Origin of the sequence: Nitrosovibrio sp. Nv4 (genome assembly GCF_900215485.1) — a bacterium.
In the GTDB taxonomy this organism is placed as follows: domain Bacteria; phylum Pseudomonadota; class Gammaproteobacteria; order Burkholderiales; family Nitrosomonadaceae; genus Nitrosospira.
In genome coordinates, this window is the sequence record NZ_OCMZ01000001.1 from 18,923 (window position 1) to 35,174 (window position 16,252).

At 52.2% G+C, this 16,252-nt stretch carries 11 protein-coding genes and 3 tRNA genes; 1 reads left to right on the forward strand and 13 read right to left on the reverse strand.

Annotated elements, in window-relative coordinates:
- Window positions 1-3: 3 nt before the first annotated feature.
- Window positions 4-2,187: an ABC transporter substrate-binding protein gene (locus CRO05_RS00085; protein ID WP_097065293.1), complete on the reverse strand. Its 2,184-nt coding sequence runs from the start codon at window positions 2,185-2,187 to the stop codon at window positions 4-6.
- A gap of 509 nt (window positions 2,188-2,696) precedes the next feature.
- Here CRO05_RS00085 and CRO05_RS00090 point away from each other — a divergent pair.
- Window positions 2,697-3,485 carry an enoyl-ACP reductase gene (locus CRO05_RS00090; RefSeq protein WP_097065294.1) on the forward strand — a complete coding sequence of 263 codons (789 nt, stop codon included), beginning with the start codon at window positions 2,697-2,699 and terminating at the stop codon, window positions 3,483-3,485.
- 175 nt (window positions 3,486-3,660) lie between these two features.
- On the opposite strand, the gene CRO05_RS00095 is transcribed toward CRO05_RS00090, so the two are convergent.
- The 12 genes from CRO05_RS00095 to groL form a co-directional block, all read right to left on the reverse strand.
- Window positions 3,661-5,547, reverse strand: a complete 1,887-nt coding sequence (locus CRO05_RS00095; RefSeq protein ID WP_097065295.1) for a SurA N-terminal domain-containing protein — start codon at window positions 5,545-5,547, stop codon at window positions 3,661-3,663.
- Between the two features lie 61 nt (window positions 5,548-5,608).
- A tRNA-Asp gene (locus CRO05_RS00100) sits at window positions 5,609-5,685 on the reverse strand.
- A gap of 16 nt (window positions 5,686-5,701) precedes the next feature.
- Window positions 5,702-5,777, reverse strand: a tRNA-Val gene (locus CRO05_RS00105).
- A gap of 13 nt (window positions 5,778-5,790) precedes the next feature.
- The gene (locus CRO05_RS00110; protein ID WP_097065296.1) at window positions 5,791-6,063 is read right to left on the reverse strand and encodes an HU family DNA-binding protein; all 273 of its coding nucleotides are present in this window, start codon (window positions 6,061-6,063) and stop codon (window positions 5,791-5,793) included.
- Window positions 6,064-6,287: 224 nt separating this feature from the next.
- Window positions 6,288-8,705, reverse strand: a complete 2,418-nt coding sequence (lon, locus tag CRO05_RS00115; RefSeq protein WP_097065297.1) for an endopeptidase La — start codon at window positions 8,703-8,705, stop codon at window positions 6,288-6,290.
- A 90-nt stretch (window positions 8,706-8,795) separates the two neighbouring features.
- Window positions 8,796-10,073, reverse strand: a complete 1,278-nt coding sequence (gene clpX, locus CRO05_RS00120) for an ATP-dependent Clp protease ATP-binding subunit ClpX (RefSeq protein WP_181319801.1) — start codon at window positions 10,071-10,073, stop codon at window positions 8,796-8,798.
- Window positions 10,074-10,144: 71 nt separating this feature from the next.
- Window positions 10,145-10,789, reverse strand: a complete 645-nt coding sequence (gene clpP, locus CRO05_RS00125; RefSeq protein ID WP_218142103.1) for an ATP-dependent Clp endopeptidase proteolytic subunit ClpP — start codon at window positions 10,787-10,789, stop codon at window positions 10,145-10,147.
- Between the two features lies 1 nt (window position 10,790).
- Window positions 10,791-12,095 carry a trigger factor gene (tig, locus tag CRO05_RS00130; RefSeq protein ID WP_097065299.1) on the reverse strand — a complete coding sequence of 435 codons (1,305 nt, stop codon included), beginning with the start codon at window positions 12,093-12,095 and terminating at the stop codon, window positions 10,791-10,793.
- A 96-nt stretch (window positions 12,096-12,191) separates the two neighbouring features.
- A tRNA-Leu gene (locus CRO05_RS00135) sits at window positions 12,192-12,276 on the reverse strand.
- 128 nt (window positions 12,277-12,404) lie between these two features.
- Window positions 12,405-13,151 carry a YciK family oxidoreductase gene (locus tag CRO05_RS00140; RefSeq protein ID WP_097065300.1) on the reverse strand — a complete coding sequence of 249 codons (747 nt, stop codon included), beginning with the start codon at window positions 13,149-13,151 and terminating at the stop codon, window positions 12,405-12,407.
- 237 nt (window positions 13,152-13,388) lie between these two features.
- Window positions 13,389-14,234: a presqualene diphosphate synthase HpnD gene (gene hpnD, locus CRO05_RS00145; protein ID WP_097065301.1), complete on the reverse strand. Its 846-nt coding sequence runs from the start codon at window positions 14,232-14,234 to the stop codon at window positions 13,389-13,391.
- A 344-nt stretch (window positions 14,235-14,578) separates the two neighbouring features.
- Entirely contained in the window at window positions 14,579-16,237 is a 1,659-nt protein-coding gene (gene groL, locus CRO05_RS00150) for a chaperonin GroEL (protein WP_097065302.1), read from the reverse strand.
- Between the last annotated feature and the right edge of the window lie 15 nt (window positions 16,238-16,252).

Here is a 16,252-nt window from a genome sequence, read left to right on the forward strand (position 1 = left end):
AGCTCATGACATCTGGGTTTCTATTGTTGATTCAGTACTCGTTATTCCCGCTCCTCGTTCCCTGCGACGGTAAACGACGACGGCGGGAATAATGCTTGCCACCAGCACAATCAATCCCGCTATGGCGGGCCATACCACCGGTTTATTCCATTCGCTCCGCTTCTGCTCCCGCAGGCCGGCATCTATCCGAAAGTATTTGACATTGTTGTGTGACAATCTGTTCGCTTTAATATTGCCGTACCAGGCGTGATATAACCCGTATTCCTTGGGATGGTACCCCCAGAGCCAAGGTGAATCGTGGCGAAGAATAGTTATCATCCGGTCAATGATCTGCTGGCGCTTGAGGCCGTCTTCCATATTCTTCATTCGGTCGAATAGCCGGTTATACTCCGGATTGGAGTAATTGGCGGCGTTCTCGCCTTCGCTTCCGACTTTTTGCTGGGGACCGTACAGCAGGAATAAAAAATTTTCCGGGTCGGGATAATCCGCATTCCAGCCCCACTCGAAAATTTGAGCATTGCCCTTGCGTATCTTGTCCTGGAAGCGGTTGTAGTCTGTGTTCCTGACCACCAGTTGAATGTTGAGTTTCTGGAACTGTTTGCGCATCCAGTCGAGGCTGGATTTGTCCTCGGTTCCGCGAGTGGTGACGTCGAAATAAAGCACTAGTGGCGCGCCTGTTTTGGCATCCATACCGTCGGGATAACCCGCTTCTGCCAGCAGTTTTCTGGCAGCCTCGATTGGTTTACGACGTGGGCGCCCATCTACCCAGTCGTATACCACTGGATTGATTCCTTCCTTGCCTTCGCGGTGACCTGCGATACCCGGAGCGATGGGCCCTTGGGCGGGAATACCGCGTCCATTGGCAAATATGGAAACGTACTCTTCGTAATCCACCGCAATCGAAATAGCCTGACGCAGTTTTCTGGCAGCCTCGCGTCCCTGTTTGCCGATACCCCCAACCACCGGGTCCAGCATATTGAAACCCATGTAATTCGTGGAGGTCGCCACTGCGGTCTCCAATCGGATGCCTTGCTCCTGCATTGCTTCGGTTACGGTTGCTTCCCCCTGTCCCGCCAGTTGAACTGCCTGATCGAAACTATCGGAACCAATACTCGATGCGTCATAATAACCTTGCAGGAATTTATTCCAGCGGGGAATGCTCTCCCTCTCCCGGCTGTATATGACTTTGTCAATAAAGGGCAGTGGTGCTCCCGCATCGCGTAACAAATCGGCCTGCTCATCGACCGGCATTCCCTCGGACGGATAGGTTTCACCATGAAAATTGGGATTTTTTTCCAGGACCATCATGCGATTGGGGTCGTTCTTGGTCAGCATATAAGGTCCGGTTCCCAGCGGGTACCAGTCAAGGTTGATATTTTTTTCAGCCAATCCCTTCTGATTGTAAAAACGCTCCGCCTCCCATGGGATAGGGGCGAAAAAAGGCATTGCCAGCCAGTACTTGAACTGAGGGTATTTGCCATTGATCTTGACGTGGTAGGTATAGCGATCTACCGCCTCCGCCCCAGCAAGCGGATAGCTATTCAAATCCAGATACGCATCTGAGCCCTGCTCCTTGAGCTGCGCCTCGTCGGCTGTCCGTAGGGTTTCTGCATATTCCTTGAGGCCAATAATGTAATCGGACATCAAACCAAAAATCGGGGAATGCAACCGGGGGTGAGCCAGCCGCTTGATCTGGAAGACGTAATCTTCAGCAGTCAGTTCGCGGGAACCCGTATGAGGAAAATCGCCCAGTTTGTGAATGTCGGTCAACTCCTTTTCGGGTAGACGATGATAAAGAAACTCCCCCTGCTGGTCTTTGGCGAATGCCGGATGAGGCTGGAAGCGGATGCCAGGCATGATGGAGATCTCGTAAATCGTGTAAGCGATCTGCTCATCACCGGCATTGTCCGGCAAACGCGTTCCCTTCTTGTCGAAATACTGCACTGACGGCATTTTTGCCGCTGACGCCGGAATCAGTTCGTAGGGACGTTTCAGGTAATGGTATTGCAATGGTGGCTCGTAAATCTGTGCTGTGATAAGAATCTCGTTGGAGCTATAGGACTGCACGGGGTCCAGATGCTTGGGACGTTCGGCAAACGCGCCATAAAGAATATTTTTTCCCGCATCGCTGTCGGGATAGGGATTATTCCAGGGGCCGCTGCACGCACACATCAGGGCTGTAAGCATTACCAGTAGATACTCAAGGCATCTCGGTTTGGCTCGGCCCGTTTTATGTATCCAATTTTGCAAGGGTACTGTCGCCGCCGCTAACGGCGAAAGTGAAGACGGTTTCAAAGGTTCGGTAAACACTGCTGCCTTCATTGATGCGATAGTGTAGCGTAAATATCGGGCACATGGCCTGGGCGCCACTCAGGCGAAAAACTGATGATTCTACAAGTACCATGGACTTGAAGCTATAATCCTAAATCCGTCAGTTGACCACTCATTTTTCAGTTTAGAATTAGGATCCACAAAGACTTTTTGTATCACTTGACCTTCACCTTTTCGGTGGGTTCGCTACGGGGCGAATTGAACGGTTTTTGCGGCACATGGCTGCGTTGCAACTCCTTGGAATGGAATTACCATTCCGCGTCGTCGCGCCTTGCCCTGCACCCCAAAAACCGCACGCTCCACCCCGTCCAACTACCGGATTCAGGATTATTCCGCAGATTACTCAACATTCGCAAGGATATGATATGACCCTTCTCGCCGATAAGCGCATTCTCATCGCCGGACTGCTAAGTAATCGATCCATTGCCTACGGCATTGCAAAAGCAATGCATCGCGAGGGCGCGCAACTGGCCTTTACTTATCAGGGGGAAGGAGTGCGTGAACGAGTGGGAAAAATAATTACCGAATTCGATAGTGATTTGTTGTTTCCCTGCGATGTTTCGAATGACAACGAAATCGACCGCTGTTTCGACGATTTGGCAAAACGTTGGGATGGCCTTGACGGTATCGTTCATTCAATCGCCTTTGCACCGCGTGAGGCATTGAGCGGAGACTATGTCGAAAGCGTGGATCGCGAGGCGTTCCGCATAGCCCATGATGTCAGTTCCTACAGTTTTACCGCGCTGGCAAAGGCCGGGATGCCGCTGATGCAAGGCAGAAACGGCTCGCTCCTTACACTCACCTACCTTGGCTCGACAAGAGTTATGCCGAGTTACAACGTCATGGGATTGGCCAAAGCAAGTCTTGAGGCGAATGTACGCTTCATGGCGTCCAGTCTCGGCCCCAAGGGGATACGGGTCAATGCCATCTCTGCCGGACCGATCAAAACGCTGGCAGCGGCAGGAATTGGCAACTTTGGAAAACTGTTGAACTATACCGAGAAAGTCGCGCCACTGCGGCGTAACGTTTCAATCATGGAAGTCGGAAATGTTGCTGCTTTTCTGTGCAGCGATCTGGCTAGCGGTATTACCGGCGAAATTACTCACGTCGACGCAGGATTTAACACGGTTGCATTTGACCTCATTGATTCGTGAGGAATCTCTGAATAAGTCCCCCTGGCGCGCTCATTTGCCAATTGCGTTGGGAATCGGGATGATCACGAGGCAAACAAAGGAGATCGCAACCCGATTCGAGCGAGGAGCGCGATGGCTGCAGGTGCCCGATTTTCGCAATCGGAAGAAAGTGAACTCCCTGTCTAAGGTTCCTGCGCTACTTCTCCAGATTTTCGCCACTTACCGAGACGTCATACCGCTTCCTGACTTCGGCCAAATAAGATGAGAGTTCCTGCTGGGCGAGTAGCTGTTGTAGCTGTCCCGCAAACGCTTTACTTTCAGCCGCATCCGCCGGTTCAGGTTTAAGGACCTGCTCGACACGAATCAAGGTAAAACCACCCTGGGAATTGGTCACTCCGGTATAAGACGGCAGTCTTGCGGTTTCAGTCTTGAAAATTGCCCGCACTGTTTCGTTGCCAAGGCCCTGGGGATTCTTTCGGGAAATTTCCCGGGAAGCGCCCCACTTGACCATCGCATCTTTGCCGTCCTGCAACTTGGCAAGTTTCTCTCTTCCCTCGTTTATAGCCGCCTTGGCTGCTTCCTGCTGCGCTATGGTGCGAGCAATTTCATCCCTCAACTCTGTAACAGGAGGCGTTGTCGCAGGCCTGTGGCCCAGCACCCTTGCTGAAACCAGCGTGTTCGGCGAAACTTCGATTGCTTCGGTATTGCGTTTGTCCCTGATTGCGTCGTCCGAAAATATCGCCTGCAGCAGTCTTTCGTCCGTGAAGTATGGAGGCTTGCCACCGTTTTTTGGGATCCAGCCACTCTGCTGGACGGGCAAATTGAACTTCTCCGAGGCTGGCTGCAGGCTATCGCTCTGCTCATATACCATATTGCCGAAGTCTTCCGCCATCTCACCAAACATCTTTTCCGCTTTTTGTCTTTTTACTTCCTGCTCAACTCGGCCCCTTACTTCGTCAAGACCCACCGGTTTTGCGCCCTTTATTCCGGCGAGCTTGATAATATGAAAACCGTGTTCTGTCTCGACCACATCGCTGATTTCATCCAATTTCATCTGGAAAACCGCATCTTCAAAGGTCTTGACCATCATGTTGCGCGGGAAAAAACCGAGGTCTCCCCCTTTGGCCGCTGAGCCCGGGTCCTGAGAATGCTCCTTGGCAAGATCCCCAAAACGCTGGGGAGCCTTTCTGACTTCGAGCAGTAATTGCTCGGCTTTGGCACGCGCGGCCTGCCTTTCCGCATCCGAGGCTGTAGCAGGCGCGCTAATGAGAATGTGACTTGCCTGGCGTTCTTCCTGCTGCCCAAATTCGTCCCTGTGTTCGTCGAAATACCTGGTTGCTTCTTCATCGCTGACGTGCGACTGTTTAATCAACTCATCCAGTGATAACACTAAATATTCGACCTGCACCTGTTCCGGCAGCTGAAACTCGGCCTGATGGGTATCATAATAGGTTTTGATGGCCGCATCGTCCGGTTTAATCTGCCGCAGGAATTGCTCCGGCTGTATTTCAGCCAGGCTGATTTCGCGTTTCTCTTCACTCAGTCGTATAACTCTTTCTGCTACTGAATCGGAAATGAAGCCATTTTCGCTATAGGGAGCAAGCAGTTGCTGCCGCATCAGTTCCTGGCGCACGCGCGCTTCAAATACTTTCGGGTTCATTCCCTGCCCACGCAGCAATTCTTCGTAGCGCTGTTTCGAGAATTTTCCGTCTTCCTGAAACGCTGAAATATTTTGTATCGCCTCCACCAGTTGGGAATCCGGCACAGTCAGCCCAACACGTGATGCCTCATGCCTCAGTAATCGCTGTTGAATCAGGCCTTCCAATACTGCGGATCGCACTTCCGGGGAGTCCAGCATGGTATCGTTAACGTTTTCCCCCATGGTAGCCCGCAGGTTTTCCTGCTGGTTGCGTAGCGCCTGAGCGAATTCCTCCCGGGAAATTTTTTCTCCTGCTGCTTGCGCAACATGGTCGCCGCCGTCGTTACCTTGATACGACTCAAGTCCCCAGAACAAAAATGGCAGTAGAGCCAGTGCCAGGATGATCTGGACTATACGTCGCTTTTTATGGACAAAATCAAACATTAATGGACAAAAAACGAATAAAAAAGGCGAACTTGCGTTCGCCCTGGTTTAGCGCAAAATCTGGCGGAGTGGACGGGACTCGAACCCGCGACCCCCGGCGTGACAGGCCGGTATTCTAACCAACTGAACTACCACTCCAACAATAACGACCCGTTGGTGGGTGCTGACGGGGTCGAACCGCCGACATTCGCCTTGTAAGGGCGACGCTCTACCAACTGAGCTAAGCACCCCGTCCGAAAAACGCTAGTTTACTGCATCCTTGAGCGCCTTGCCAGCGGTGAATTTTGGAACCTTTGTAGCGTCGATTTTGATAGCTGCGCCGGTGCGCGGGTTACGGCCGGTGCGGGCCGCTCGCTCACCTACTTTGAATGTGCCAAATCCCACCAGGGTAACGCTTTGGCCTTTTTTAAGGGCGGCTTTGATAGCCGACAATGCACCATCTAGAGCATTTCCCGCAGAGGCTTTGGAAATGTCGGACGACTTGGCAATGGCATCGATGAGTTCAGATTTGTTCACGTGATTCCCCTTTCGTTATTGTTAAAAGAGTTACAAAAACCCTGCAATCGGTTTTATATCAAGCCGTTTGTGCTTGGTCAAGCAATTGTGGAAATATTTCGAAAAACCTTTCATGCAGCGATTTGCCGCGAAATCTCATCCAAAACGACCGAAAGTCAGTTCGTCTATACGAAGAGTAGTTTCACCGGGCCAAGCAACATAATACAGAAAAACAGTTTGGCAACTCAATGCTTGATAACCGTGCTTCTCGCATCGCCCTCTACCGCAACAGGACCGGGACCGGGTACCGGTGACGCTGCAGAGGGAAGCGCTTCCGGCTTGCGCTCCAGGGCCAGATCCAGCACTTCATCTATCCATTTAACCGGATGAATATCCAATCTATTTTTAATGTTCTCGGGAATCTCCGTCAGGTCTTTGACGTTGTCCTCAGGGATCAGTACAGTTTTAATGCCCCCGCGATGCGCTGCCAGCAGCTTTTCCTTGAGTCCACCAATAGGAAGCACTTCGCCGCGCAACGTGATTTCGCCCGTCATTGCCACGGTCGCCCGCGCTGGAATGCCTGTCAGAGCCGACACCATGGCAATGCAGATACCGATCCCTGCGCTTGGGCCATCCTTGGGCGTCGCACCCTCCGGCAAGTGGATATGAATATCGTTCTTCTGGTAAAAATCATCGACGATACCCAACGTTCTTGAACGGCTGCGCACCACTGATAGTGCAGCCTGAACCGATTCCTGCATTACTTCACCCAATTTTCCGGTTGTGATGGTTTTTCCCTTGCCCGGCAATACTACCGCCTCAATAGTCAATAATTCCCCGCCAACCTCAGTCCACGCGAGACCTGTGACCTGCCCGACCTGATTTTTTTCTTCCGCAACACCATATGTATAGCGCCGCACACCCAGATACTTGTCCAGATTTCGGCCGCTCACAGTAATCTTTTTCTGGTCACTTTTCAGCAGCAACGCTTTTACCACTTTACGGCATATTTTGGAGATTTCCCGTTCCATGGCACGTACCCCCGCCTCCCGCGTGTAATAGCGCGTGATGTCGCGTAAAGCGGATTCTGACACTGCCAGTTCGTTTTCTTTCAAGCCATGGTTTTTTATCTGTTTGGGCAGCAGGTACCGTGTTGCAATGTTGAGCTTCTCATCCTCGGTATAGCCCGACAGCCTTATCACCTCCATTCGGTCGAGCAGCGCCGGCGGTATATTCAGGGTGTTGGCGGTGGCGACAAACATGACATCGGATAAATCGTACTCAACCTCGATATAGTGATCCACAAACGAATTATTCTGCTCCGGATCGAGCACTTCCAGCAGTGCCGATGACGGATCACCGCGAAAATCCATCCCCATCTTGTCCACTTCGTCAAGCAGGAATAACGGGTTTTTGACACCTACCTTGGTCATGTTTTGCAGAATCTTGCCAGGCATCGAACCGATATAAGTACGGCGATGGCCGCGCACCTCGGCCTCGTCGCGAACCCCGCCAAGAGACATACGCACGAATTTGCGGTTAGTGGCTCGCGCTATGGACTGTCCCAGTGAAGTCTTCCCCACCCCTGGCGGACCCACAAGGCAAAGAATAGGCGCCTTCAACTTATCCACGCGCTGTTGCACAGCCAGATACTCGACAATACGCTCCTTGACCTTTTCGAGGCCATAATGATCCTGCTCCAGCACCACTTCAGCGGCGCCCAGGTTTTTGCTGATTTTGCTTTTTTTCTTCCAAGGTAGCGCTACCAGAGCATCGATGTAATTACGAACCACCGTCGCTTCGGCCGACATAGGCGACATCAGGCGCAATTTTTTCAGTTCCGCCTCTGCCTTGGAACGTGCCTCTTTGGACATTTGAGCCGATTGTATTTTCTTGTCGATCTCTTCCAGATCAGCGCCGTCTTCGCCTTCGCCCAGTTCCTTCTGGATGGCCTTGACCTGCTCGTTGAGGTAATAGTCGCGCTGGCTTTTCTCCATCTGACGCTTCACCCGCCCACGAATGCGCTTTTCCACCTGAAGTATGTCTAGTTCGGTTTCAAGTAGTCCCAGAAGATGCTCCAGACGCTTCGGCACATCAAAAATTTCCAGCACTTCCTGTTTCTGCTCGAGTTTCAAAGGCAAGTGAGCCGCGATTGTATCGGCCAGACGTCCTGCTTCATCTATGCCGCTAAGTGACGTCAGTATTTCGGGTGGAATCTTCTTGTTAAGCTTCACATACTGGTCGAACTGCGCCAGCATTGCGCGCCGCATTGCTTCAACTTCATGATTGTCTACCGCATCCGGGGGCAGTAATGCGGCTTCGCCCGAGAAATACGCGCCATCATCGGTTACCTTCATGATACGCGCCCGGCGACCGCCTTCCACAAGCACTTTGACAGTGCCATCAGGCAACTTAAGCATTTGCAGCAGGTTTGCTACAGTACATACGCCGTACAGGTCTTCCGGGGCCGGCTCGTCCTTGGCCGCGAATTTTTGGGCCACCAGCAGAATACTCTTGCCGGCCTCCATTGCGATTTCCAGTGCCTTTATGGATTTAGGCCGTCCGACGAAAAGAGGAATCACCATATGCGGAAAGACAACGACGTCGCGTAATGGCAATAGCGGTAGCGAAATTTGGTTGGGATCGTTCAGTTGAGAAGACATATCGGCTCACCTATAAGAAACAAACAAGAGTTATGGGGACGCCGCAAGAAAATTCAAGGCAACGGACCAGACAAGCTACAGAACTCGGACCTAACAGCTCTTGGCTACCTTTGGTTTATCCGAATAAATCAGAATGGGCTTGATATCGCCATTGACTGAGCCGTGATCAATCACTACCTTGGCGACATTTTCCAAAGATGGCAGATCGAACATGGTATCGAGCAAGGCATTTTCCAGAATGGAGCGCAGGCCTCGCGCGCCGGTCTTGCGCGCAAGCGCCTTCTTGGCTATCGCTTTGAGCGCCTGGTCCCGAAATTCGAGATCGACGCCCCCTTCCATGTGAAACATTTTCTGATACTGTTTGATAAGTGCGTTCTTTGGTTCGGTCAAAATCTGAATCAACGCTGACTCATCCAGTTCTTCCAGGGTTGCAACCACCGGCAGGCGGCCGACGAATTCCGGAATCAGTCCATACTTGACCAGATCTTCCGGCTCTACGCCACGTAACACCGCGCCGAAATCCTTGCGATTGTCCTGGCTTCTCACATTGGCGCTGAAACCTATCCCACCCTTCTCGGAGCGGGCGCGTATTACCTTGTCGAGTCCGTCAAATGCACCCCCGCAAATGAAAAGGATGTTTGTAGTGTCGACCTGGACAAATTCCTGATTGGGATGTTTTCTGCCTCCCTGAGGCGGCACCGAGGCAATAGTCCCCTCTATCAGCTTGAGCAGAGCCTGTTGCACGCCTTCACCCGAGACATCCCGTGTAATCGACGGGTTATCTGCCTTACGCGAGATCTTGTCGATTTCGTCGATATAGACGATCCCCTGCTGGGCCTTTTCTGCATCGTAATTGCATTTCTGAAGCAGCTTCTGGATGATATTTTCGACATCCTCGCCCACATAGCCTGCTTCGGTAAGTGTTGTCGCGTCGGCCATGACAAAAGGCACATCGAGCAGCCGCGCCAGCGTCTGGGCGAGCAAAGTCTTGCCCGAACCCGTCGGACCGATGAGGAGGATGTTGCTCTTTGCGAGCTCGATATCGTCGGAGTCCCCTGATTTCGCCAGATTTCTCAGGCGCTTGTAATGGTTATACACCGCTACCGAAAGAATTTTTTTGGCCTGCTCCTGCCCGATCACGTAGTGATCGAGAATCTGGCGGATTTCATGTGGGACCGGTAAATCGGACTTGGTAAGCTTGGCGGCTTCCGCGCCTTGTATTTCCTCTCGAATGATATCGTTGCAAAGCTCGATACATTCGTCGCAAATAAATACCGATGGACCCGCGATGAGCTTCTTTACTTCGTGTTGACTCTTGCCGCAGAAGGAACAATAAAGCAGTTTTTCCCCGCCAGTTTTCTCTGACATAGTTTTATCCCGCATTATCCGAGCCGTTGCGCCCGTAGCTAATAATCAACTCCCCCATGGCTCCATGTATCTCAACTCGTACTCTCGTTTCTGTAGGTTAGCACAGCATCGATCAGTCCGTATTCCACTGACTTCTCGGCGCTCAGAAAATTATCCCGATCGGTATCTCGCTCAATAGTCTCTATGCTCTGCCCGGTGTGCTTTGCCAGCAGCTCATTCAACCGGTTTTTTAGAAACAGAATTTCTTTGGCATGTATTTCAATATCCGATGCCTGTCCCTGGAAGCCGCCCAGCGGCTGATGGATCATAACGCGCGAGTTGGCGAGACAAAAGCGCTTGCCCTTTGCGCCGGCTGTCAGCAGCAAAGATCCCATGCTCGCCGCTTGCCCTATGCAGAGCGTACTGACATCCGGTTTGATAAACTGCATGGTATCGTAAACAGCCATCCCGGCCGAAACCAGACCGCCGGGAGAATTAATATAAAAATGAATATCCTTATCCGCGTTTTCCGACTCCAGAAACAGAAGCTGCGCCACGATCAGATTGGCGGAAGCCTCGGTTACCGGACCAACCAGAAATATGACCCTTTCCTTCAATAACCGAGAGTAAATATCGTAAGCGCGCTCTCCCCTCCCGCTGGTTTCGATCACCATGGGAATCAGACCCAAACCGCTCGGCTCGAGATTGCGCTGTTTCCAGTCCAATTGTTGCATCATGTCATGATCTTCCCATTAGCTCGTCTAAAGTCATCTGCTTATCCACCACCATGACCTTTTCCAGCACCCACGTCACCACGTTGTCTTCCAACGCCCCCGATTCGACTTCGTTAAGCCGATCCGGTGCGGAATAATGCCATTTAACCACCTCGGCCGGGTTTTCATAGCTCTGGGCCAGATCCTCAACCACCGCACGCACCTGTTCCGGTTTTGGGTGCAAGCTGTGAACTTTTACCAGTTCCCCCAAAATCAGTCCCAGACTGACACGGCGTTGCGCCCGCTCCTGAAGCAAATCCCGAGGCAGCGGCACATTCTTCGCGTTCAGACCGCGCGACACGAGATCATTACGGGCATCCTGCATCAACCGCTCCAATTCAACTTCCACCAGTGCTTTGGGCGTCTGGATAGTGGTTGTATCGAGCAGGGACTGCATTACCTGTTCCTTAAGTCTCGTGTTCACCCGCTTGGATAGCTCGCGCTCGAGGTTGGCCCGAATCTCGTCCCGCATTTTTTCGATATCGCCACTGGCGACGCCCAGCGATATGGCAAACTCCTCGTCGACTTCCGGTAACCGGGGAGCTTCTACTCCGTTGAGCTTCACTTCAAATGTAGCGGTCTTTCCGGCAACCTCCTTCCCATGATAGTCCGCCGGAAAGGTAACTTCAAACGTTTTGCTCTGCCCAGCAGTCATATCGATGAGAGGATCTTCGAAATCCTTGAGGAGCCTGCCTTCGCCGAGCACCAGGGTGAAATTCTCGGCTTGACCACCCACGAACTCTACTCCATCGATAACGCCGCGATAATCTATATTGATTCGATCGCCTGGCTGGGCTGGCCGTCCGGCAGGCTCGAACTGAACCCGCTGCCGACGCAAAACCTCTACCGTCTTATCCACGTCGGAACTGGTGACATTGACAACCGGCCTTTCAACCCGGACTGCGCTCAAGTCGCCCAGAACCACATCAGGATAGACCTCAAATGTGGCGCTAAATTCAAATTGGGTGGCATCGCCTTCCGGCGTCTTTGGTTCGAAACGGGGATAACCCGCAACTCGCAGGTTCTTCTCGCGCACGGCGTCACTGAAATTTTTCTTCAGCACATCGCCTATCACTTCCTGTCTCACCTGGGGACCGTACTGCTGCGTAACGATTTTCAATGGCACTTTTCCTGGCCGGAAACCGTGCAATTTCGCCGTACGCGCCAGTCTCCTCAGACGGCTCTCAACTTCCGTCTCGATTTTCTGCTGGGGAACTGAAACGTTAAGGCGGCGCTCCAGAGCGCCGAGGTCTTCAACATTGGTTTGCATTGTATTTCCTGACTGGTGGATAACAATATGCAGCGTTAGCAACCAGGGGAACGCGATTGCCTGCATACGGCACCGCTCGGAACGCTTGTAAATCCCTGGTGCGAAAGGGGGGACTCGAACCCCCACACCTTTCGGCGCCAGAACCTAAATCTGGTGCGTCTACCAATTCCGCCACTTTCGCATGCCGCTTTATCGATTTATCTTCGTTGGCGTCGGTCAATTATACCTATTTCTCCCAATTACAGCAGCCATAATAGAAACTGGATAAATCCTGTACGGAAGACCTATTCTCAAATCCCTGGTATAACCCTAGCAAAATACCGTTTTGCCACTGACCGCTTTACTGTCGGGTCCCATTAGATACAGGTAACATGGCATCAAATCCTGCGACTGGCGTAAGCTTTGCTTGACCTCGCCAGGATGCGTCCTGGTTCGTTGCGGTGTATGCACAGGCCCCGGGATTAACGTATTGATGCGCAGGCTCGGCAGTATTTCCCATTCCTGGGCCTGAATCTTGACCAGCGCCTCCATCCCCGCCTTGGCCACCGCGAAGCCGCCCCAATATGCGGCAGGAACATTACCATGCGTATCTGAGGTCATAATGACACTAGCATCGGATGAAGCTTTCAGCAGCGGCAGGCAGGCGCGTGTCAACGCAAATGGCGCGATGAGGTTTACACGCAGCAGCGCCAGCCATTGCTCCATTGTCTGGGCCTCAAGCGGAGTCAGGGTAAATAGCAATGCCGCATTGTGCAAAATACCATCCAATCTGCCCAACTGTAATTTGATGGCTTGCGCAATGGCTGCAAAATCCTTGTCCTCGGCCTTTTCCAGGTCAAGCGGAAAAATTGCTGGCTGCGCACCGCCTGCCGTCTCTATTTCATCGTAGACGCTTTCCAATTTTTTGATATTGCGCCCGTGCAGGATAATAGTTGCCCCGTGGGCGGCATAGGCCAGCGCTGCGGTGCGGCCTATGCCCTGCCCGGCGCCGGTCACCAGGATTACGCGATCCTTGAGCAGATCCTTGGGCGCACTATAGTTCTCGAATTCATTCATAAGGAATTAATTTACAGATTGGAAAATGACGGCAGAAGATACTGAACCAGGAGCAACATGAGTGACGCCTGAGTGCTGCAGTAAGGTTTCAGGGCAGCAATGTAACGAAATCAAAGCAGGAAGTACCAGGAAGTACCGCACGCTGCTGGCGTCAGTTGGGCGTACAATCAACGCCTGTTGCCTTCGTAGCCTGAACTCGTTATTCGGTATATAACAAAATTCCGGATGGAAGCCCGATTACTCCCTCATCCAGGTTGTCCACGCTATCCATAATTTGCGCATCGGCGTAAGACTAACACGCTGCCGCAGGACATGGCAGCCGTCCTCCTTGATCTCTTTCAGCAGCGCTTGATAGATCGCCGCCATGATGATACCGGGACGCTGATTTTTGCGATCTTCGGCAGGTAGTGCTGCAAAAGCCCGGGCATAATAACTTTCCGCTCGCTCGATCTGAAACTCCATCAACTGCCTGAAGCTATCGGTCTCACGCGAATGGATTATATCCTCGCTGGTTACTCCAAAGCGCCGGAGTTCATCCTGAGGGAGGTAAATGCGGTCACGACATGCATCCTCACCGACGTCGCGTATGATGTTGGTGAGCTGGAATGCGAGTCCCAGATCTTCCGCATATTTCAAGGTTTCCGGATTGCGATAGCCAAATATCTCTGCAGAACATAATCCTACCACGCTGGCTACGTGATAACAGTAATGACGCAGAGTGTCGAAATCGGCATAGCGATTATAGTTAAGGTCCATCTCCATGCCGTCGATGATTTCGTTCAATCGCTCAGCAGTAAGGTTGAACGTTTGCGACACATCGGCCAGCGCTTTTGTCACCGGATGACTGGGCTTGTCTCCAGTTCCCGAATTGCGAATGGCAGCCACTTCCTGGCGCCACCACGCGAGCTTCGTCCGTGCTACCGACGCGTCAGTGCATTCATCCACCACATCGTCCACTTCACGGCAGAAAGCGTAAAGTGCTGTTATAGCACGCCGTTTTTCCAACGGCAGATAAAGAAAACTGTAATAGAAGCTGGAACCGCTTTGAACGGCTTTTTCCTGACAATATTGGTCTGGTGTCATGAGGAATAATTATGATTATGAAAATAACATATGGCCGCCACTACCACACTGCGCAGTTACGTTGGAGCACTCATCATCTTCTTATTCAAATCGCACAAAACTGTGAACGACTCAACCGAATCGATAGTAGGGAGCCAATGTCAATAATAACCGTCAAATCGCTAGTTGATTAATTTTTTCAGAGCCTCGGCCAATTTGATGCATCTTAGATCCGATTTCATGAAGTTATAAAGAACCATTGGATACAAGCCGCGACAACAACCAACTCGATTCTGCTTTCCAATAAAAAACCCCACCGGAGCGGGGTTTTTATTACGCTGCATGCTGACAGCAGAGACGGCAACCTACATATCCATGCCACCCATGCCGCCCATTCCGCCCATGCCACCCATTCCGCCACCCATGCCGCCTCCGTTGGATTCTTCCTTCGGCATTTCTGCGACCAGAGCATCAGTGGTGAGCATCAGGCTCGCTACCGAGGCAGCGTGCTGCAGTGCATAACGCGTGACCTTGGTAGGATCTAGGACGCCCATTTCCACCATGTCGCCATATTCGCTGGTGGCAGCGTTGTAACCAAAGTTACCCTCGCCTTCCAGCACCTTGTTGATTACCACCGAAGGCTCATCGCCGCAGTTGGCTACAATCTGGCGCAGTGGCTCTTCCAACGCCCGCAGCACGATCTTGATGCCTGCATCCTGATCAGCGTTGTCGCCTTTGATGCCGGCCAGTGCAGCACGGCTGCGCAACAAGGCAACCCCGCCGCCGGGGACGATACCTTCTTCTACCGCCGCCCGGGTCGCATGAAGCGCGTCTTCGACACGCGCTTTCTTCTCTTTCATTTCGACCTCGGTTGCCGCACCGACTTTAATCAGCGCCACCCCGCCAGCAAGCTTTGCCACACGCTCTTGCAATTTCTCCTTGTCGTAGTCGCTGGTCGCTTCTTCGATCTGATTGCGAACCTGCTTCACGCGCGACTCGATGTTTTGGGTGTCGCCAGCGCCATCAATGACAGTGGTTTCTTCCTTGCCGATTTCAATGCGCTTGGCCTGACCCAGTTCCTTCAGCGTCGCCTTTTCCAGTGACAACCCGACTTCCTCGGCAATTACGGTGCCGCCCGTAAGAATTGCGATGTCTTCAAGCATGGCTTTACGGCGATCACCAAACCCGGGCGCTTTGACCGCACAGGTTTTGAGGATACCACGGATATTGTTCACCACCAGCGTTGCAAGCGCCTCGCCGTCCACATCTTCGGCAATAATCAGCAAAGGCTTGCCAGCCTTGGCTACCAGTTCCAGTACGGGGAGCAATTCACGGATATTGGAAATCTTTTTATCGTGCAGCAGGATAAAAGGACTTTCGAGCAACGCGATCTGTCTGTCGGCGTTGTTAATGAAATAAGGCGAAAGGTATCCGCGATCGAACTGCATGCCTTCGACTACTTCCAACTCGTTTTGCAGGCCGGAGCCGTCTTCCACCGTGATCACGCCTTCCTTACCCACCTTTTCCATTGCGTCCGCAATAATCTTGCCGATTTCAGGATCGGAATTGGCAGAGATGCTTCCTACCTGTGCGATTTCCTTGCCGGTAGTGCAGGGTTTGGAAAACTTCTTGAGCTCTGCAACCGTCGCAGTAACGGCTTTATCGATACCTCGCTTGAGGTCCATCGGATTCATTCCGGCGGCAACGTATTTCATGCCTTCTTTTACGATGGATTGCGCCAGCACGGTGGCCGTCGTTGTTCCGTCGCCGGCTACATCGGAAGTTTTGCTGGCCACTTCCTTTACCATTTGCGCGCCCATATTCTCGAACTTGTCTTTCAGTTCAATTTCTTTCGCTACTGAAACACCGTCCTTGGTGATCGTAGGGGCGCCGTAGGAACGCTCAAGTACTACGTTTCGGCCTTTGGGGCCGAGGGTAACCTTGACTGCATCGGCCAATATGTTGACCCCATTTACCATTTTGTGGCGGGCGGAATCGCCAAATTTCACTTCTTTCGCTGCCATAATCTTTTTCTCCTA